This is a genomic window from Winogradskyella aurantiaca, from assembly GCF_003362725.1.
In the GTDB taxonomy this organism is placed as follows: Bacteria; Bacteroidota; Bacteroidia; order Flavobacteriales; family Flavobacteriaceae; genus Winogradskyella_A; species Winogradskyella_A aurantiaca.
This window is the reverse complement of record NZ_QKTV01000007.1, coordinates 96,391-116,606: the sequence shown is the minus strand read 5'-3', so window position 1 is coordinate 116,606 and position 20,216 is coordinate 96,391. Positions and strand designations below refer to the sequence as shown.

The 20,216-nt window shown below is 36.2% G+C and carries 23 protein-coding genes; 7 read left to right on the top strand and 16 right to left on the bottom strand.

Annotated features, from left to right (window positions below; translation table 11 throughout):
* Position 1: 1 nt before the first annotated feature.
* The gene (locus DN064_RS12070) at positions 2-1,000 is read left to right on the top strand and encodes a PorP/SprF family type IX secretion system membrane protein (protein ID WP_115462917.1); all 999 of its coding nucleotides are present in this window, start codon (positions 2-4) and stop codon (positions 998-1,000) included.
* Here the strand turns inward: DN064_RS12070 and DN064_RS12065 are convergent.
* Positions 997-1,653, bottom strand: a complete 657-nt coding sequence (locus DN064_RS12065) for a metal-dependent transcriptional regulator (RefSeq protein WP_115462916.1) — start codon at positions 1,651-1,653, stop codon at positions 997-999. The genes DN064_RS12070 and DN064_RS12065 overlap by 4 nt on opposite strands.
* 85 nt (positions 1,654-1,738) lie before the next feature.
* Between DN064_RS12065 and DN064_RS12060 the strand changes: the two genes are divergently transcribed.
* Both DN064_RS12060 and DN064_RS12055 read left to right on the top strand, forming a co-directional pair.
* A complete protein-coding gene (locus DN064_RS12060; protein ID WP_115462915.1) occupies positions 1,739-4,102 on the top strand; it encodes a TonB-dependent receptor in 2,364 nt (787 codons plus the stop codon).
* A gap of 2 nt (positions 4,103-4,104) precedes the next feature.
* Positions 4,105-4,584: a thioredoxin family protein gene (locus DN064_RS12055; protein ID WP_115462914.1), complete on the top strand. Its 480-nt coding sequence runs from the start codon at positions 4,105-4,107 to the stop codon at positions 4,582-4,584.
* Here the strand turns inward: DN064_RS12055 and DN064_RS12050 are convergent.
* On the bottom strand, positions 4,581-5,072 hold the full coding sequence (locus tag DN064_RS12050) for a PAS domain-containing protein (protein ID WP_115462913.1): 492 nt from the start codon (positions 5,070-5,072) through the stop codon (positions 4,581-4,583). The genes DN064_RS12055 and DN064_RS12050 overlap by 4 nt on opposite strands.
* A gap of 488 nt (positions 5,073-5,560) precedes the next feature.
* On the opposite strand from DN064_RS12050, the gene DN064_RS12045 reads away from it, so the two are divergent.
* Complete coding sequence (locus DN064_RS12045) at positions 5,561-5,902, top strand: DUF4870 domain-containing protein (protein WP_232827485.1); 342 nt, start codon at positions 5,561-5,563, stop codon at positions 5,900-5,902.
* An 82-nt stretch (positions 5,903-5,984) separates the two neighbouring features.
* Here the strand turns inward: DN064_RS12045 and dnaN are convergent, their stop codons facing one another.
* From dnaN to DN064_RS12015, 6 genes are all read right to left on the bottom strand, one after another.
* Complete coding sequence (gene dnaN / locus DN064_RS12040; RefSeq protein WP_115462911.1) at positions 5,985-7,103, bottom strand: DNA polymerase III subunit beta; 1,119 nt, start codon at positions 7,101-7,103, stop codon at positions 5,985-5,987.
* Positions 7,104-7,223: 120 nt separating this feature from the next.
* A complete protein-coding gene (gene gldG / locus DN064_RS12035; RefSeq protein WP_115462910.1) occupies positions 7,224-8,915 on the bottom strand; it encodes a gliding motility-associated ABC transporter substrate-binding protein GldG in 1,692 nt (563 codons plus the stop codon).
* Positions 8,893-9,393 (bottom strand): hypothetical protein, encoded by a 501-nt coding sequence (locus DN064_RS12030; RefSeq protein WP_115462909.1) that lies wholly within the window; start codon positions 9,391-9,393, stop codon positions 8,893-8,895. The genes gldG and DN064_RS12030 overlap by 23 nt, the downstream gene beginning before the upstream one ends.
* Before the next feature lie 4 nt (positions 9,394-9,397).
* Positions 9,398-10,120, bottom strand: coding sequence for a gliding motility-associated ABC transporter permease subunit GldF (gldF, locus tag DN064_RS12025; protein ID WP_115462908.1), 723 nt, complete (start codon positions 10,118-10,120; stop codon positions 9,398-9,400).
* Entirely contained in the window at positions 10,117-10,434 is a 318-nt protein-coding gene (locus DN064_RS12020; RefSeq protein ID WP_115462907.1) for a putative quinol monooxygenase, read from the bottom strand. The genes gldF and DN064_RS12020 overlap by 4 nt, the downstream gene beginning before the upstream one ends.
* Before the next feature lie 2 nt (positions 10,435-10,436).
* A complete protein-coding gene (locus tag DN064_RS12015) occupies positions 10,437-11,273 on the bottom strand; it encodes an SAM hydrolase/SAM-dependent halogenase family protein (RefSeq protein WP_115462906.1) in 837 nt (278 codons plus the stop codon).
* Positions 11,274-11,383: 110 nt separating this feature from the next.
* On the opposite strand from DN064_RS12015, the gene DN064_RS12010 reads away from it, so the two are divergent.
* Positions 11,384-12,337, top strand: a complete 954-nt coding sequence (locus DN064_RS12010) for a PhoH family protein (RefSeq protein ID WP_115462905.1) — start codon at positions 11,384-11,386, stop codon at positions 12,335-12,337.
* 29 nt (positions 12,338-12,366) lie between these two features.
* On the top strand, positions 12,367-13,320 hold the full coding sequence (locus tag DN064_RS12005; protein ID WP_115462904.1) for a phosphoribosylaminoimidazolesuccinocarboxamide synthase: 954 nt from the start codon (positions 12,367-12,369) through the stop codon (positions 13,318-13,320).
* Here DN064_RS12005 and DN064_RS12000 read toward each other — a convergent pair.
* The 7 genes from DN064_RS12000 to DN064_RS11970 all read right to left on the bottom strand — a co-directional run bounded on the left by DN064_RS12000 (position 13,317) and on the right by DN064_RS11970 (position 18,059).
* Positions 13,317-14,045: a YebC/PmpR family DNA-binding transcriptional regulator gene (locus tag DN064_RS12000; protein WP_115462903.1), complete on the bottom strand. Its 729-nt coding sequence runs from the start codon at positions 14,043-14,045 to the stop codon at positions 13,317-13,319. The genes DN064_RS12005 and DN064_RS12000 overlap by 4 nt on opposite strands.
* 43 nt (positions 14,046-14,088) lie before the next feature.
* Positions 14,089-14,382 (bottom strand): 4a-hydroxytetrahydrobiopterin dehydratase, encoded by a 294-nt coding sequence (locus DN064_RS11995; RefSeq protein WP_115462902.1) that lies wholly within the window; start codon positions 14,380-14,382, stop codon positions 14,089-14,091.
* Between the two features lie 49 nt (positions 14,383-14,431).
* Positions 14,432-15,265 (bottom strand): sugar nucleotide-binding protein, encoded by an 834-nt coding sequence (locus DN064_RS11990; RefSeq protein WP_115462901.1) that lies wholly within the window; start codon positions 15,263-15,265, stop codon positions 14,432-14,434.
* Between the two features lie 2 nt (positions 15,266-15,267).
* Positions 15,268-16,350 carry a glycine cleavage system aminomethyltransferase GcvT gene (gcvT, locus tag DN064_RS11985; RefSeq protein WP_115462900.1) on the bottom strand — a complete coding sequence of 361 codons (1,083 nt, stop codon included), beginning with the start codon at positions 16,348-16,350 and terminating at the stop codon, positions 15,268-15,270.
* A gap of 97 nt (positions 16,351-16,447) precedes the next feature.
* Complete coding sequence (locus DN064_RS11980; protein ID WP_115462899.1) at positions 16,448-17,410, bottom strand: sodium-dependent bicarbonate transport family permease; 963 nt, start codon at positions 17,408-17,410, stop codon at positions 16,448-16,450.
* Positions 17,411-17,451: 41 nt separating this feature from the next.
* Positions 17,452-17,760, bottom strand: coding sequence for a hypothetical protein (locus tag DN064_RS11975; RefSeq protein ID WP_115462898.1), 309 nt, complete (start codon positions 17,758-17,760; stop codon positions 17,452-17,454).
* A gap of 20 nt (positions 17,761-17,780) precedes the next feature.
* Positions 17,781-18,059, bottom strand: coding sequence for a hypothetical protein (locus tag DN064_RS11970; RefSeq protein WP_115462897.1), 279 nt, complete (start codon positions 18,057-18,059; stop codon positions 17,781-17,783).
* Between the two features lie 88 nt (positions 18,060-18,147).
* Between DN064_RS11970 and DN064_RS11965 the strand changes: the two genes are divergently transcribed.
* Positions 18,148-19,074 carry a LysR family transcriptional regulator gene (locus DN064_RS11965; protein WP_115462896.1) on the top strand — a complete coding sequence of 309 codons (927 nt, stop codon included), beginning with the start codon at positions 18,148-18,150 and terminating at the stop codon, positions 19,072-19,074.
* Here DN064_RS11965 and DN064_RS11960 read toward each other — a convergent pair.
* A complete protein-coding gene (locus tag DN064_RS11960; protein ID WP_115462895.1) occupies positions 19,071-20,177 on the bottom strand; it encodes a heparan-alpha-glucosaminide N-acetyltransferase domain-containing protein in 1,107 nt (368 codons plus the stop codon). The genes DN064_RS11965 and DN064_RS11960 overlap by 4 nt on opposite strands.
* Between the last annotated feature and the right edge of the window lie 39 nt (positions 20,178-20,216).

The window sequence follows — 20,216 nt, the reverse complement described above, 5'->3', positions numbered from 1 at the left end:
CATGTTTAATAACCTACTTAAACCCAAAACACTGGTATTGCTTGGGTTCTTGATAGCCGGACCAAAAATAAGTGCTCAAGAGCTTAACCTTCCAGTATTTACACAGTACCTGGCTGACAATAATTTTGTTGTGTCACCCACATTTGCAGGTATTGGTGATTATTTAAAAATTAGAGTTAATGGACTAACCCAATGGGTTGGTATTAAAGGCGCTCCTGATAATTCTGCCTTTTATGGCGATTTTAGAGTTGGAAATCAGATGGGAGTTGGACTTTCTCTTTATACTGATAGTAATGGTAATACCAAGCAAAGTGGAGGTAAAATTAGTTATGCCTACCACTTGACACTTGACGAAATTACAGAACAGTACTTGTCTTTAGGATTATCGGTGAACTTAAATAGTTTTAGAATTGCCATTGAAAATTTTAATACAACCATCGAAAACCCTGTTATAGATCCTTATGTGACTGATAACAGAAGCACAACCAATGTCAATTTTGATGCTGGTTTTTTATACCGTTGGAAAGCCTTTTTCTTAAGTTTTAATGCCAATAATATTTTGGATAAAAATTTTGATGAAGCCTTAAGGGTTCTTGAACCTAATCTCTTGCTAAATGTTCAGTTGTATTCAGGGTATACGTTTGGAACGAACAAAAAATATGGAGTGGAGTATGAACCTTCAATATTCTATCAACTTTTTGCTAGTGATGGTAGGTCTGCCACAGATTTAAACTTTAAGATTCGAAAATTTATGAGAAACGATAACTACTTCTGGGGTGGAATCTCATATCGATTTTTAAATGATCAACTGTTTACACCGCTTAATATTGGTCCAATGTTAGGAGTAAGTAAGGATTGGTTCTACTTTGCTTATGCTTATCAATTTACCACAAATGATTTGGCTGGTTATAATTCAGGAACACATTCGGTAACTATTGGTATTAACCTGTTACGTAATATTAGTAATTGTCCTTGTACAAGATCACGCAGTAAATACTAGTTACTAACGGATGCAAATAAGTTGTTTGCTAATTGATTGGTAAGAAGCATTGGCTTTCCATCCATTAAAATGTTAATGGACCCGTCAAAACTTTCTATACTTTGGATTTCAAAACGAGATCCTATGGCGATTTCACGTTTATCAAGTAATTGAAGAAAATCAGCAGATGAATCTTTTACACCGATAATTGAGCCTTCATCATTTTCATGACACTCAGATAATAGTTTTTTTTCAACAGTGGTCCATTGGCCATTAGAATCTGGAATAGGATCTCCATGGGGATCAACTTTAGGGTGTCCTAAAAATTCATCAAGTGCCTTAATTAACTGATCGTTCTTTATGTGCTCAAGGTCTTCAGCTACCTCATGGACTTCATCCCAGCCAAAATGTAATTTTTCAACTAAAAAAGTCTCCCACAACCGATGTCGCCTTATGATCATTACCGCTTGTTGAACTCCTTTCTTAGTTAATGACGCTCCATAGTACTTCTCGTAAGAAATTAATTTTTTGTCTGAAAGCTTTCGGAGCATATCAGATACTGATGCTGCCCTAGTATTTAAGTGCTTTGAAATAGCAGAAGTGCTTGCGCCTTTACGAGTTTCCTGTTCAATATGAAAAATGGCTTTAATGTAGTTTTCTTCTGCTAGAGTCATGAGTAATAATATGAAACAAAGTTAGCATAATAAAGGAATTTAATTATTAGATTTGCCTAAAAATTAATTAAGTTATATAAAAGATTTGTATTTAAAGCGTTTTATTCTTCCTGTTCTCTTTGGCATCATATCAATTGTTAGTTTTGGGCAAGATCTGAGCACTATAAAAGGGCAAATTACTTCGAAAAGTCAGCCCATTCCATTTGCAAGTATTCGAATTAGTGGTACAAGTTTAGGAACCACCTCTAATATTGATGGGTTTTACGAATTAAAACTGTACGCACAAACAACAATTATAGTGGAGATATCATCTCAAGGGTTTAGAACACAATCTAAGACTATTGATCTAAATAATGGAATGGTGCTTGAGTTGAATTTTAATTTGGAAGAAGATCCATTAGGTCTCGATGAGGTTGTAATTAGCGCCACAAGAAATAGGGTAGAACGAAAAAACACCCCAATTGTAGTGTCAACTATTAAACCTCAAATTCTTACAGCAACCCAATCCATAACTGTGGCCGAGGGTCTTAATTTTGCACCAGGTGTGCGTGTAGAGACCAATTGCCAGAATTGTGGATTCACACAGGTGCGCTTAAACGGCCTTGATGGTGCTTACACTCAGATATTATTAAATAGCAGAGCCGTTTTTACATCACTTCTAGGAGTGTATGGTCTTGAGCAAATACCTGCTAATACTATTGAACGTGTAGAAGTTGTTAGAAGTGGGGGTTCTGCATTGTATGGTTCTAATGCCATAGCAGGAACTATCAATGTTATTACAAAAGATCCTATTTTAAATACTTGGGAAGTAGGAAGTAATTTGTCTTTAATAGGCGGAACAGCAGTAGATCGTTTGTTGACGTTAAATACCTCAATAGTTGCAGATGATTTAAGAAGTGGTTTTACAGTCTTTGGAAACTATAGAAACAGAGATCCTTTTGATGCTAATGGAGATGGTTTTACTGAAATTGTAGCATTACGAAATACAACTTTTGGCGGAAAGGCCTTTTTTAAGCCAAACGACAGAAGTCGATTGGCATTAAATTTAACAGCTTTAAGAGAATACCGTCGTGGTGGTGATCGGCTAGAACTCGCTCCTCAGTTTACAGATATAACTGAGCAATTGGATCATGATACATTTATCGGTGGAATAGAGTATGATATTTCGAGTCGTGATAACAGCTCAGATTACCAAGTATATTCTTCAATCTCTAATACGGATAGGCAAAGTTATTACGGTGGATTAGGAGGTGGCCGTACACCTCAGGATAGCATACTTGCCAATAATGCTTACGGAAACACGAAAGACCTGGCCTGGGTATCTGGATTCCAATACACCAAAAATTTTGAAAGAGATATCTTAACTACTGGCGCTGAGTATAATTTAAATAGGACCGATGACTTCATTCCCGGTTACAATAAGCTCATTGATCAAAAGGTCAATGCCCTTGGTATCTATGGGCAATACGAATGGAAACCTACAGGTAAGTTTACCGGTTTAATAGGTGCCAGACTTGATAATGTGAGAGTGGATGGTAAATATACCATTGCTGATATCGAACGGAATGTTGATTTTCAAAATACTGTATTGTCCCCAAGAGCAACCGTCATGTACCAGTTGTCGTCTAATTCTAAGTTCCGTGGAGGCTATGCAAGAGGGTTTAGAGCGCCACAGGCTTTTGACGAGGACTTACACATATCAAGCGTCGGAGGGGAGCCTCAATTTGTAATCTTGTCATCCGATTTAGAACCAGAATTTTCAGATGCCTTTACAGCTTCCTATAACTACTCAAAATCCATTTCGCTTTTACAAATTGACATTTTACTTGAAGGCTTCTATACCGATCTTAAGAATCCATTTACAACTGTGAGTACTGGGGCTCAACTACCCAATGGATCCATTGTAGAAGAAGTAAGAAATGGTGAAGGAGCCAATGTCTATGGAACTAATTTTGAGTTGGGTGTATCACCAAATACAAAATGGCAAATGCAATTAGGCGGAACGTTACAACGAGCTCGTTTTAAGCGTCCACAACTTTTGTACGAATGGGATGGGACTCCTGGTGAATCTGATATATTTATTCAGGATTTCGTCAGAACACCAAGTGTATATGGTTATATGAGCGCTTCCTGGATTCCTAATGATACGTATCAAATCGATCTTACAGGAACCTATACAGGACCTATGACAGTACCGCTTGTTGTCAGTGAGACAGGTTTTTTACAATTGAATCGTGTTAATTCGTTTTTTGACTTGAACTTAAAAGCCGACGTGCATCTGGACCTCACCGAAGAGTTTATGGTGACCCTATCGGGAGGTGTTAAAAATCTCTTTAATAGCTATCAAAGAGATTTCGATAGTGGCCCTACCAGAGATTCGGATTATGTGTATGGTCCTCCGGCCCCGAGATCTGTGTTTGTTGGATTAAAGTTTGGTAAATTGCATTAAAGATGACATTTATTAAAGTTCTATACCTAGGATTTGCCTTAAGTCTGGCCATTTTGAATTCTGATGCTCAAAATCAATCAATAAACTGGATAAGTTTTGAGAATTTAGAGGATGCTCTTCAGACCACACCGAAGCCAGTGCTAATTTATTTCTATGCCGATTGGTGTCAATATTGCAAAAAAATGAATAGAACTGCTTTCAAGGATATTGAAGTAATTTCGGAAATGAACACCGATTACTACGCAGTAAAAATGAATGCGGAAACCTCCGATGAAATCAACTTTGGAGGGGACATTTTTAGGAACAAGGAGGTTGGTTTAAAAAGAAATCCCACTCACGAAATCGCATTAGCCCTAGCCACAAGGGAAGGCACCCCGTTTTCCTTGCCTGTACTCGTATTGTTGGACGAGAATTTTAAAGTTACAACAAGGGTGTTTGAATACGTTTCACCAAAGAAAATGAAAGCGCTACTATCTAATTAAGCCGCTTCCAATCGGCGTTCTAATGCCAGATAGTGAGTGATGTTATTATCAGGATCCTTGAGAGGAAATAGCTTTAATTGGCATATATACTCTTCGCCATTCTTTTTGTAATTAATTAACGATGCAGAAAAGTTATTGTTGTTGTCCAAATTGACTCTAATCCTTTCTTTTGTTGATGTCTGCGTATCTTTTCCTTGCAGAAAAGTTGGCTGTTTACCCACGGCATATGAGCTAGAATATCCGGTCATATCATAGAACCCTTCGCTTACCCAAACTATTTTTTGTTGCTTATCAGTTATAACAATAGCGTCATACTGATCGTTAAGGATTCTGTTTTCTAAGCTTTTAGATATCACAGTATTTACAGATCGATTGATTTCAGAAATATCCATTTTGCTTTTCATCTGCTTAATGGTTTTATGAAAGTGATCCAGATAAATGTCAAATGACAGTAGAGGAGAACAATAATTACGACGCGTGGTTTTCATGATCTAGCAATTTTTAGATTTACAAAGAAGCCTTAAGGTCCAACAGTTTTAAAATGACATAGAAACCACTACCTATGTAACTTTAATTTAGGAAGCCAGTAGCTTCTTCAGAGTGTTAAGCTTAGAGCTTAAAACAGTTTTTCTTTTTCACCAACAAATCTAAGCATTAGAGATTAATATACAAGTCATTGACAATGAATTTTTTATGATTAATTTTTATGGTCATGATAAATGTCATTGCCCTTTAGATTTCTGATAATTAGATTGCAATAAACATTAAGATCATGAATATTGTACTTTTTAATTGGACCAACGGTGTTGTAATGCTATCGGTTTTCTTTTTAGTGGTGATTATACTAATTGGGCTTCTTATAAACTTTATGCTTAGCGATAAGAAAAAAAACAGTTAGTTCAAAATATTATCTATATCCGGTGTAACATTTATTGTCTTTGGACGTCCAATAGGCATGGAATCAAATTATTATACAATGAAGCGTGAAGATAATCAACTGATTGTGATCACTCATTTAAGTCAGTTATTAACCTGTCTTACAGGATTTGGCGGCTTAATTGTACCCTTAATTTTATGGGCTACTCAAAAGGAAAAGGTTATGGGAATGGATGAACATGGAAAGGCTATTATCAATTTTCAATTGAGTATTATTGTTTATTCTATTATTTGCATTCCATTAATCTTATTAGTAGGATTGGGGCTATTAGGATTTTTATTATTGGCAATTGTATCTTTTATATTCCCTATAATAAACGCTATTAAAGCAAGTAATCGGGAGCTCCCGAATTACCCCTTATCTCTTAATTTTGTTAGTTAGTTATTTTGTTAAAGAGGTAAAAACGGAAAGGCTCGCATTCGCGAGCCTTTTTTACTATGTCTAAAATACTATTGTTCCAGTCCTAATTGTTCAGCATCACTGGCATGACTAACATGGTCACGGTTTCACCCTCATCAAGACCATCAATAGGAGTAAGAATTCCTGCTCTATTAGGTAAACTCATCTCTAGTTGAACGTTATCTGCACTAAGGTTTCCTATCATTTCAGTTAAGAATCTTGAGTTAAAACCAATTTGCATATCATCACCCTGATAATCACAGCTCAATCGTTCTTCTGCTTTATTGCTGTAGTCAATATCTTCTGCCGATATATTGAGTTCAGCTCCCGCAATTTTTAAACGAATCTGATGGGTGGTTTTATTCGAAAATATGCTAACACGCTTAACAGAATTAGAAAATTGGGTTCTGTCAATTACCAATTTATTTGGATTCTCCTTGGGAATTACAGCTTCATAGTTTGGATATTTTCCATCAATTAAACGGCAAGTTAAAACTGTATTTTTGAAAGTGAATTTTGCGTTGGTCTCGTTGTATTCTATAAGGACGTCTTCTTCGCTTCCAGTTAGGATGCCTTTTAAAAGATTTAAGGGTTTCTTTGGCATAATAAACTCAGCTGCATCATTAGCAGATACATCACTTCTTGAGTATTTAACCAATTTATGAGCATCGGTAGCCACAAATGTTAATCCATCTGAATGGAATTGAAAAAACACACCACTCATAACTGGTCTTAAGTCGTCATTACCTGCAGCGAATATGGTTTTACTTATAGCTGTTGCTAAAAGGTCACCAATAACGGTAGTTGCCATAGGTTGTTCTAAAGCAACCGATTTTGGAAATTCCGCACCATCAGCATAAGCCAAAGCATATTTACCGTGACTAGAACTTATTTCAACAGTATTATTGTCCTCAATCACAAAGGTTAAGGGTTGTTCGGGAAATGTTTTCAAAGTATCTAATAACAGTCGGGCTGGTAAGGCGATACTGCCTTCCGAATCACTTTCTACTTCAATACCGGCTGACATTGTGGTCTCTAAATCGCTTGCAGAAATAGTTAAATCAGAACCATTTAGCTCAAATAAGAAATTGTCTAAAATGGGTAATGTGTTATTATTATTGATAACTCCTCCTAAAATTTGCAATTGTTTTAGCAGGTATGTACTCGATACAATGAACTTCATGTGAAATTAGTTAAGCTAATTAAATTTTATCTTACAAATATATCTTTTCCCTTGTGCAATCAGAAAGAAACTTATTAACAACAAAAGCCGATTTTTAAAGCTGTTTAACGAGGTATTTACCTAAGAAATAGCGGCGTATTTGCGCTTTCTCAGGTAATTAAATATAAGCCCAAATCCTAGCAATAAAATCAATGGTAGAAGGATGTTAATAAACTGCCACTTCGTTTTTTGATCTTCAATTAATTCTGCATCTAAAATGGCAATAGCAATGTCTCTTGATCTAAGATCGATTAAGCCATTATCATCAAGCATGAAGTTAACTGCATTTAGTAGGAATTCTTTGTTTCCAAATCGTCGTCCGGTAAACCTATCAAACCCCAACTCCAATGGTCCAGACCTGGATACTTCGTTTTTTATTAAATCCCCATCTGAGATGACTAGCATTTTAGGATTACCTGTGCTCACATCTTTATATCCATCTAATTTAAAAGGTAATATACGCTGACTGTAGCAGGATTTAAAGGTTCCCTGAAGCATTACTGCCAAATTTTGCGACCCTTGATTGTATTCTTCAGGGTTAGGTTGAGATGTCACAGAATTTAACGATATGGTTGTCAAGGGACCTTCCAGTTTCGATCTTTCAGAACTTTGCAGTAGTATTGTTTTCTGGGTGTCGTTTTTAAGAGTGTCTATTGAACTTGCAAAGTCAAACTTAACCAACTCTAAGTTTTTGGTAATTGGGTGTGACCCCATAGATTTTGATAATGGTGAATATTGCCATTGCACTGGTTGAAATTGTGACTGACTTCCTTCTCCAATTGCTACTGTTATAGGGGCAGAGTAGAGGTCCTTTACCAAATCAGGATTTACGCGTATACCATATTTAAAGAAGAAATCATTGAGATTTAGATCTTTTTGAACCGAAACAGAACTACCAGACTCACTGTAAAGACTATCTTTATCCATGATCATTCCTTCTGTTAACCAGATGCTTTTACCTCCTGACATTGTATATTGATCGAGTACTAACTTCTCCGTTTCTGTAAATGGCTCAGATGGCTTAGCCGAGATGATCAAATCAAATCTTTTTAGATTGCCTAAGGTTCTATTTGGATCTGCAGCTATGCTATCTAAAGTAAAAGGGGCTAGGTTATAGTACGGTTGAAGTGTTTTTAGAAAATCTGCTACGTAAAGATCCTCTAACTGCTCGTTACCTTTAAGAATAGCGATCTTTTTAGACTTGGGTTGCAAAATTTTTCTAAAGCCATCAGCAAATGCGTATTCCAATCCTTGAACAGAGTTCAACATTTGTGTTTCTATATCCTCGGTAATGCTTCGCTTCATCAAAGGAATAGCGACGGTCTTTTCATCGTAACTTGCAAACGCCCATGGAAAGACTAATTCCTGCGACGCTTTACCACTGACCATAGTGCTATTTACATAGGGTTCAAGGCCACTTTTAGTCAATTCCTCAATATTACGGTCTCGATTGGTTTCGTCTTCTAGGGGGTCAATGTAATTGACAATAACCCTTTTGTTAACAGTCTTAATCTCATCAATCAGCTGCTCTGTTTCATCTCTGAGTAATCGAAATTCTTTTGGGGTACCACCTGTTAAGAACACATCAATAATCAATGGATTTTGAGCAGTTTGTAGCAGTTCTTTGAAACTTTCAGAAAGGGTATAACGTTTGTCCTGGGTAAGGTCTTTACGAAAATATCCTATACTACTAATAATGTTAATTGCTACAACAACGACAATAGCAATAACTACTGTGTAAATCTTAGATTTAATTATTCGGTTCTGCTTCATAGCTTAGCTGTTCTTCATACGTGTCAATCGCCACAAGTTCATTTTTCTGAAAAATAAAAACGGCATTGGATTTCATTTTATTGAAGGCCCCAGGCTCAATGCCCAATCCATAATTCCATTTGGTACTATCATGCTGTTTTGCTGTTTCATCCCAGGTGTACCATTCGGCCTTACCAAATAGATCCTGGGCTTCACGGCTGCTTATTCCAAATAAATCTTCGGACATTCTCATTTGATCAATCATTTCATAACGCAATCCTGGATTCTCCTTCCAATTGTCAGAATTAAAATGCTTTTGATGATGGTAGCTGCTAATAATGTTCAGAAAAGGATAAAACACATAAAAATAAATAACTGGGGTCAAAATGAGACTTAATAAACCAACCAACCATTGGCGCTTATCAACGGTTTTTAAAAATAAAAAGATGAGAACAAAATTGAGCAGTAAAAAAATCACCAAAGGGACCGTGATAACCATTGGATTATTTTTTTGAAAGGTTAATCTTAGTTAAGACTAAAAATAGACCGCTAACACTTAAAAAGTATATCAGGTCTCTGCTATCTAAAACCCCACGACTAATACTCTTAAAATGAGATAACATTCCCATTGAATCAATTGAGAAGCTGTTGCCCAACGGATTAAATTCTGACAAACCTTCAAATCCAAAATACATCAAAAAACAAATACACACGGCTGAAATAAATGCCACTATTTGATTGCTTGTCAAACTTGAAGTAAAAACTCCAATGGCCGTATAGGCCATAATTAAAAACATAAGCCCAAAATAGGATCCTATAATACTACCAAGGTCAATGGTGTTTTGTGCACTTGACAATTGGTATAGAGTAACGACGTATAACAGTGTTGGAATTAAAGCCATAAGCACTAATGATAAAGAACCTAGAAACTTACCTAAGACTAGATTAAAGACCGAAATTGGTTTGGTTAATAAGAGCTCCAAGGTGCCTTGTTTTGTTTCATCGCTAAAACTTCGCATTGTCACAGCGGGTACCAAAAATATCAGGATCCAAGGTGTGAGTTCAAAAAAAGCCGTCAAACTTCCAATTCCAGTATCAAGAATGTTAAAATCTCCTTTGAAGAGAAATAAGAATAACCCGTTAAGGGTTAGAAAAACACCAATAACTAAATACCCCACTGGTGATGAAAAAAATGTATTTATTTCTTTTTTTAAAATAGCTATCATACCTCCTCTGAATAGTTGTTACCTAATACCACTAACTTATCCACACTCCAAGCTTCTGGTTTGTCTGAAAATAGAGCTTTAGTTTCTTTCCATACGTTCTTAAAAAGCTCAGAATTTCTGTACGCTTCAAGATGTTCGGTGGAATCCCAATAGCTGTAGGTAAAAAAAATATTGCTCCTTTTTTGTTCGCGATATAGCTCTAATCGCTGACATCCTGAAAACGATCGAATCTTTAATTTATGACGCTCAAAATTAGACAAGAATTCGTCTGTCTTTGAAGGTTGAAAGGTCATTTTTACAATTCTTACTAACATTCTTAGGTTTTAGAAAAGCTCACAGTCACAGTATCCATTAAACTCAGACCCATTAATGAAGAAGCGCTACCTACTGTTTCAGTATTACTTTTATAAACTGCAATTTCCAGATATCCAGATGCATTAAATACAACTAAACGTCGGCCTTCATCATTGCGGCGCTCTTCAGGAATACTAAAGTTGACGATATCACTGTATTTGTTATGTATGGTTTTGAACTTGTAATTCCTTGCAGAGATTTCATAGGCTCTTGTTTTTTGAATGGATTCAAAAAAGGCCTGACTAATATTGGTTACCACATTCCCATAGTTATCAATGTAAATCACATTTCCAATTATTTGAGTTTTTTCATCATTTACAAAAGGAATCAAATTCTTAATAGGCTTGATACTGTTAATAACTTTTCCAATGACCTCTAAAGTTCCACCACGAGCAATATGGCAGGCAACCTTGACAAATACATCTAAAACTGGAAAACTTGTTTCAATTTTATCATGAATATTAATCTCTACAATCTTATAAGGAGCTATTTCCTGACAAATCATACTCATTATTCCATTGTTAGCACATATAAAGTAATGATCGTCCAGACTAATGGCAATGTGCTTATTGTCTGGGTTCAATTCAGAATCTATACCGATTATGTGAATACTACCTTTAGGAAAGCTCTTATAGGCATTTTGAATTATGTATGCAGCTTCACCAATGTTAAAAGGAGCTACGGAATGCGATATATCAACAATTTTAACTTCGGGAAGTTCACTGTAAATAGCCCCTTTTATGGCGCCAGCAAAATGATCTTTTTCCCCAAAATCGGTGGTTAAAGTTATTATTGGCATTGGTTAATTGTTGATATTTTTTTAGGCAATGGTATGCTAAAATGTTTAGCTTTGTTGGGTAACAAATCTAATAAAACTTAGTAGATTTATTCATCAAAATTCCATAGCCTTTGAACGAACTTATTCTTGAACTCGAAGAGATTTCACCAAAAGAATTTTTTGGTGCCCAAAACGTCAATATTGCTCTTCTTAAGAAGTACTATCCCAAATTAAAAATAGTTGCCAGAGGCAACAAAATAAAAGCTTACGGCGACGAAGATTTACTCGAAGAATTTGACCGAAACATGACCAAATTAATGGTTCATTTTGGTAAATACAACAAGCTAGATGAAAATAGTATTGAGCGTGTTCTTATGGGTGGGCATTCAGAGGATCTTAGTAATACCACTATGAATGGAGACGTTATTCTTCATGGAGTAGGTGGTCGTATTATTAAAGCAGAGACTGCCAATCAGCGCAAGATGGTTCAAAGTATGCGTAAAAATGATATGGTATTTGCCATTGGGCCTGCAGGTACTGGTAAAACCTATACAGGGGTGGCTTTAGCAGTCCAAGCCCTTAAAAATAAAGAGGTTAAGCGTATTATTTTAACGCGACCTGCAGTTGAAGCGGGTGAGAATTTAGGATTTCTTCCAGGTGATCTTAAGGAAAAGTTGGATCCATATATGCAACCCCTATACGATGCCTTAAGAGATATGATACCAGCTGAAAAGCTTGCTAGCTTTATTGAAAATGGAACTATACAGATTGCACCTTTGGCATTTATGAGAGGACGTACACTTGACAACGCATTTGTAATTTTAGATGAGGGGCAAAATACAACTCATAATCAAATGAAAATGTTCCTAACTCGAATGGGAAAAAACGCTAAGTTTTTACTAACAGGAGATCCTGGTCAGGTAGATTTACCAAGAAGAACAATATCTGGCTTAAAGGAAGCTTTGTTAATACTTAAGAATGTAGATGGAGTGGGTATTGTTTTTCTCGATGACAAGGATGTTATCCGTCACAAGTTGGTGAAAAAGATTATATCTGCCTATAAGAGTATTGAAAACAGAGATTAATTGCCATTAGCACGATTTAATTTAAGAAGATGAGTCAAACCATAACGGCTACCAATTTTAATTTTCCAGGTCAGCAGAGTGTATACAAGGGTAAAGTAAGAGAAGTATATAATATTAGCGGCGATCTTCTTGTAATGATTGCTACAGATAGATTAAGCGCATTTGATGTGGTGATGCCGAAAGGTATCCCTTTTAAAGGTCAAATTCTCAATCAAATTGCTACTAAAATGATGCATGATACTGAGGATTTAGTGCCAAATTGGCTGGTTGCAACTCCAGATCCAAATGTTGCTGTTGGCCATCTGTGCGACCCATTCAAAGTTGAAATGGTAATAAGGGGCTATATGTCAGGGCATGCAGCTCGCGAGTACAAAGCTGGTAAACGAATTCTCTGTGGAGTTCCAATGCCGGAAGGTATGAGAGAAAATGATGCTTTCCCTGAACCCATAATTACTCCTGCTACCAAGGCAGAGAAGGGAGACCATGATGAGGATATCTCACGAAATGAAATTTTAAATCGTGGTATAGTATCTAAAGAAGATTATGTAATTCTTGAAGATTACACCAGGAAATTATTTCAAAGAGGCACTGAGATTGCAGCTAAACGAGGGTTGATTTTGGTGGATACTAAATATGAGTTTGGAAAGACTAAGAATGGAAAAATAGTCCTTATTGACGAGATTCATACCCCTGATTCTTCCAGATATTTTTACAAGGATGGTTATGAAGAACGTCAGGAAAAGGGTGAGCCTCAAAAGCAGTTATCTAAGGAGTTCGTTCGCCAATGGCTTATCACCAATGGGTTTCAAGGTCTAGAAGGACAATCAGTACCAGAAATGTCAGATTCATACATTGAATCGGTGAGTAATCGTTACATAGAATTATACGAGAATATTACAGGCGAATCATTTGTAAAGGCCGATGTCAGTTCCATTCAGGAACGCATTGAAACTAATGTGCTTGCCTACTTGAAAACTCTTTAATCATCATCTGAAGAAGACTCATCCATTGTGTGATATACATTTTGTACATCATCATCCTCTTCAATTTTTTCTAGAAGTTTATCGATGTCAGCAGCCTGTTCGGGGTTTAGTTTTTTTGTAACCTGGGGAATACGCTCAAACCCGGATGAAAGTATTTCGATACCTCTATTTTCTAATTCAGACTGAATGGATCCAAAGCTCTCGAAGGGGGCATATATAAGGATGCCATCATCATCCACAAACACCTCTTCAGCTCCAAAATCTATTAATTCCAATTCTAATTCTTCTGGATCCAGGTCTTCAGAGTTAACTCTGAAGTTACAAGTATGATCAAACATAAATACTACTGAACCAGATGTCCCTAAACTACCATCACATTTATTAAAGTAACTTCTAATATTGGCTACCGTTCTTGTATTATTATCAGTTGCGGTCTCTACCAAAATAGCGATTCCGTGAGGTGCATAACCTTCAAATATCACTTCCTTATAATCACCAAGAGACTTATCTGACGCACGTTTAATGGCACGCTCGATATTGTCTTTAGGCATATTCACAGCCTTGGCATTTTGGATTACAGCTCTAAGTTTAGAATTACTGTCAGGATCAGGTCCTCCTTCTTTAACAGCAATAACAATATCTTTTCCAATCCGCGTAAAGGCCTTACTCATGGCCGACCAGCGTTTCATTTTTCGTGCTTTTCTAAACTCGAAAGCTCTTCCCATGTCTTATAATTTTGGTAATTCTAACTGAAAGGAAACAAATATACTATTCTTCGTCTTCTTCAACAATTGATTCTATGGCCTCAGCAAGTTTAAAATCTTTGTCGGTAACACCACCTGCATCATGGGTTGAAAGACTTATACTAAGAACGTTGTATACATTACTCCAATTTGGGTGATGATTTAAAGCTTCACATTCAAAAGCGATCCGGCACATGGCACTAAAACAATCTTTAAAGTTCTCAAATTCAAATTCGGCATGTATAGCTTCATTTTCATAGACCCATTCTGGGAAACGAAGTAGCTTTTTCTCAATATCTTCAGGTGATAATTTAGTCATAAAAGAAAATTTATGTTCTAATTTAATAAATAAAGGGAAACAGGTAAGGTTAAATTTTTGCGAATTCCTCTAGCACTCCTTGACTAGTTATTTGAAGGTGTTTTGGCAATTTGTTGTATTTGGGCAAAACAGCCAGATAGCGTTCTTCGTTTGTCGTATAAACCTGTTTCAGTTTGGTTTTCTTTGAAGAAAGAATATCTAGCAATTCTGAAATATAATCATCGTGGTGCACTAAATCGGTACTGCCCAAATGGAAAATTCCATGTTTCTTTCTATTAATAATATAATGTACTTGTTGGGTAAACTTTTTATCGAGTGTCACATTCATGACTAAATTAGGGAAAACTTCAACAGCTGTTTGATTCTCAATATGTGATTTAAGTTCTTGTATTCTTGGGCAATTGGTTCCAAAAACCATTGGTAATCTCACGATAGCTACTTGCTTCTTGGGAAGCCTCAATAGCATATTTTCAATCTTTATTTTAAAATGGCCGTAGACACTGTGACTTAAGGTTTTGTCAAGTTCATAACTAGGGAACTTACTGTAAGCATCAAACGCATTTGCTGAGGAGATAAATATGATCTTGGCACCATGATCTAAAGCATATTCAGAAAGATGTTGGTGTGCAATGGTCTGTGCATTAAAGTCACCACGAAGTGCCGATATAACAATGTCTGGTTTAACCAGATTCAGGATTTCATAGATATCATCTTCCTCCAGGTTGTACTGAACAAATTGTTTGTTTTTCTTAAACTCCTTGGTGGCAGAAAAATAGGTTCCAAAGGTCTTGAAATAGGGGCATAGCTCCTTATAAAGTGCATTTCCTAAAAAACCACTAGCGCCTAAAATTAGAATTCGAAACTTTTCTGGGGCTTTGGTCATCCCTAAGGCTTATAGAAGGGTAATTTAACAACTTTTGCCTTGAGGGCTTTTTTGCGAACTTGAATGTAAATCTCAGAATCAATGGCTTTGAAGTCAGCAGTTACATAACCTAATCCAATACCGTATTTCAATGAGGGTGACATAGTGCCTGATGTTACGGTGCCAATAGAATTTCCTGACCCATCAACAATGGTATATCCTTGTCGAGGAATACCGCGATCAAGCATTTTAAATGCTACAATTTTTCTTTGTAAAGGCTTTGCTTTTAGATCTGCCAGGGCCTCACTATTATTAAATGATTTAGTGAACTTAACTATCCATCCTAATCCTGCCTCAAATGGAGAGGTGGTATCGTCAATATCATTTCCATAGAGCGAATATCCCATTTCTAATCTTAAAGTATCTCTTGCGGCAAGTCCAATGGGTTTGATACCATACTCAGCTCCAGCCTCAAATACACGATCCCAAATTTGTTGTACTTCTGTGTTCTTGCAATAGATTTCAAAACCACCGCTTCCAGTATAACCTGTTGCTGAAATGATAACGTTTGAAATACCAGCGAAATCAGCAATTTCAAAATGATAGAATTTTATTCCTGACAAATCAATACTCGTCAAAGATTGCATAGCTTCTGAAGCTTTAGGTCCCTGGATAGCAAGTAAAGAATAATCATCACTAATATTTCTTAGGGTAGCACCGAATGTATTCTTTGAATTGATCCAATTCCAATCCTTCTCAATATTGCTAGCATTTACAACCAATAGGTAGGTGTCTTCTTTAACCCTATATACAATGAGATCATCGACAATACCATTATCATCATTTGGAATACAACTATACTGTGCTTTCCCTACAGTAAGTGTAGAGGCATCATTAGAAGAAATATACTGAACTAACTCCAGGGCCCCTGGTCCTTCAACTAAAAACTCACCCATGTGCGATACATCAAACACACCAACACTCTGGCGGACAGTTTCATGTTCAATATTAACACCTTCGTACTGAACTGGCATATTGAAGCCTGCGAAGGGTACCATTTTTGCACCTAGTGCTATGTGGGTATTGGTTAAGGCAGTGGTTTTCATTTTCTGATTTTGAAATTTGTTGCGCAAAATTAAAGAAAATGAAGGGTATCAATAGTACTTTTTAACTTTTATTAAAACCGAAATAAATGTTTAATTCTTAGCTCATGCCCTGGATAATCAAAAGATATAAAGGCATACCAAGGGTAATGTTAAATGGAAAGGTAATGGCCAAAGCCATTGGTAGGTACAAACTAGGATTAGCCTTTGGTGCTGCAATTCTCATTGCAGCTGGAACCGCAATATAGGAGGCGCTAGCAGCGAGTATGGCGAATAAAAATCGATTACCTATGCTCTCAGTAAATAATCCGCTGGCTACAGCTACGACACAACCATTTATAATTGGTATTACAATAGAAAATGCTAAAGCAAACACGCCTTTTTTGAGTAGTGCATTTAGTTTTTTTCCACTTGTAATTCCCATGTCTAATAGAAATACGGCCAAAAACCCTTTAAAAATGTCAGTGGTGAACGGTTTAATTCCCTGCGCTTGTTGATCACTAGCTAGAAATCCAATCACCAGACTTCCAAGGATTAATAGAACACTACCATTGGTTAGGGCATGTCTCAGCACTTTTTTCATTGGAATTTCACAATTGGCTTTGTCGTATATAGAGATTAGTAAAACACCAATAATAATGGAGGGAGCTTCCATTAAAGCCATGACCGCTACCATATGACCACCGAAGCCTATTTGTTCGATTTCCAAAAAAGATATAGCCGTTACAAATGTCACGGCACTTACAGATCCGTAGGAAGCTGCTATGGCCCCTGCATTAGGTACAGAGAAACGTATACGTAATATGTAATAGGTATAAAGGGGTACTATAATCGCCAGAAAGATTCCGAACAATAAAGACCACCAAATTTCACTATCCAGATTACTATGAGCTAATTCCTGTCCACCCTTAAACCCAATAGAAAAGAGTAGATAGAGGGATATGAATTTTGACGAATTAGGCGGTATTTCAAGGTCACTTTTCAGTTGAACGGCCAGAATACCAAGGAAAAAGAAGAGCAGGGCGGGGTTGGTTAGATTATCAACTAACAAATGTAAATCCATAATGTTGTGCTATTAACTAAGGATGCTATGTTCTTAAAACCTTATTTTAGGATGCTAAAGTCAAGCACCCCATTAATGGTCACCATTTGACCATTTCTACGGGCTTCGACAAGGTATTCCTTGGCGATCTTCATTTCGTTCAAAAGTTCGTCAATTCTACGGTTTTCAAATTCAGTATCAGCGTCGCAATGACCTTCGCAGATGCTTAACCTTTGGAGTTTATGAAAATTAATTTTCTGTTCTATTAGAGCACAAATAACATCCATAGCTTCGGAAGCTGAAAATCCTCCTTCAACAAGTTGTACTTTTTGTGTGGTTTGAACGTTTGCTTGGTCTTTTAAATTTAACATGATTCTTGATTTTATTTAAATTATTTAGATTCTCTTGTAATGTTTCCAGACATAAATCTTATAACTCCTAGACAAGTAATTATAAAGAGACTAATGGCTATTTTATCAATAAATATGCTTTCGTTAAGGTAGGCTGTTACCAAAACCCAAATGCTAACTAGTGCAAATCCAATTAAACTTAATTTAGCTTTTAGCTCCAAGGGCTTCCCTACCTTTTGGATTCTTTCATTTACATAAAAATCAGTTGATGAAACTGATTTTTTAAATTCGTTTGAGACTAGCTTATATACTTGACTCATTTTCTTGTTCATAATTTCGGGGCAAAATTGAAACAATTATTTAATAAATTTTTATTTATATTTGTAATAAAAAGCATAAGCGATTGTTATGAATTATACCTTACATCAGCTTCAGATATTCTTAAAGATTGTTCAAGAGAAGAGCATAACCAAAGCATCAGAGGCATTATATTTAACGCAACCAGCTGTTTCTATCCAATTAAAAAAATTTCAGGATCAATTCTCCATTCCATTGACCGAAGTAGTAGGTCGTCAACTTTATATCACTGATTTTGGAAAGGAAATAGCAGATGCCGCTGAAAAAATAATAAATGAAGTCGAAGCCATAAACTATAAAACAATGTCCTTTCAAGGACAGATTGCAGGTCGCTTAAAAATTTCTGTTGTGTCCACAGGAAAGTATGTGATTCCTTATTTTTTGTCTGACTTTATGAATACCAACAAGGGGGTAGATCTTATCCTGGATGTAACGAATAAGTCAACTGTGGTCCGGCATCTTGAGAATAATGAGGTGGACTTTGCCTTAGTGTCCGTTATTCCTGAGCATTTAAATCTTAATAAGGTACAGTTAATGCAAAACAGATTGTTTTTAACGGCGAGCACGCGCTATGATTTTTCGTTAAAGTCATCAAAAGCGAAAATGTTTGAGGAATATCCTTTAATCTACAGAGAGGAGGGGTCCGCTACCCGTAATGCCATGGAAACTTTTATAGCTAAGAATAGTCTGCCAACTCAGAAGAAAATGACATTAACATCAAACGAGGCATTGAAACAGGCCTTAATAGCTGGTCTCGGTTTGTCAATAATGCCAATCATTGGTATTAAAAACGCCCTGCAACATGGCGAATTGCAGATTATTCCATTAAAAGGACTTCCAATAGTTACACATTGGCACCTGATATGGCTAAAGTCTAAAAAACTATCTCCAACTGCTGAGGCCTTTTTGGATTTTGTTAATAATGAGAAGGACCGGATTATTGAGGAGACCTTTAGTTGGTTTGAGAATTATAGTTAGTCGAGTACGGCTTTATTGTTTTTGCGGTTGTCTAGAAATTTTCGAATCTGTTGATATATAAACTTATTAGGTTTCATATAATAAAAAGATAAGAAGCAAACGACTATTAAAAATACTATTGCTCCAATAATAGCCATATTTGGATTAAGTGTTGGGCCAATAATTTGATTTAATCCTAAACCGGTAAAACTGCCATATATAATTATAAAGTGAATGACATATATGGACAGAGTCTTTTGTCCTATTCTTAATATAAGCGGTTGTCGTACCAAAAATTCAAACAAATAGAACAAGGCAAATAAAATTAATACGTTGCCTAGACGGGTAAACAAGTAATTGTAATAAGCCACTTCCTTAAATAATTCCACATCGAGACTAAAGTGCAACAGCATTAAGATGTGACTTGAAAAATATATGAGTATAATTCCTGTGAGGATAAATCCAATGATGGTATTGGTTTTGAAGTGATGTTTGGCAAGGTATTTATAAAATATCGTGGCGATAAAGGCGCCATAGGCCATGTAACCAAACCAGGGAATTAAGGTAAATATAGATCCATTTGATTTGCTCAAATAGTTGCTTAATGGAATAGGAATGTTAGGAAGTTCTAAGTTTCGGTACATGGGTTCGCATAAAAACACTGCAGTTCCAATCAAAAACATAAGAATTGAAAAAATAAATGTCTTTCTCAACAATAACTGATACATGAGTACAACAATTATTAAGGATAATCCAATTATTTGAAGGACGTCCACTTTGAAGAAGGACAAACCCATTTCAAGATTTAACCATCGATACAACGGAATTCTTAAGGCGTAACCAATTCCAATTAACATAAGACCTCGCCACAACCCTTTTTTCATTCTTGATGCCACAGTTCCTTTCCGCTTGGCAATAAGTAGGAGGTAGGTGAATATCAACCCTGATATGGTAAAAAACGTTGGTGCTGTAATGCCTCTAAAGTAAGACCAAACTTGAAATGCTGTGTTATTTAAATCCTTGTACTCAGGCGCTAGCAAAGTATCAATAAAATGCCCCTGGAGCATCATAAGAATAGCAAAGGCTCGTACAGCATCAATGAAATAAAGTCGAGGAGTTTGCAATGATTAATTGATTGGGTTTAAAAGTACCAATTTTCGCCG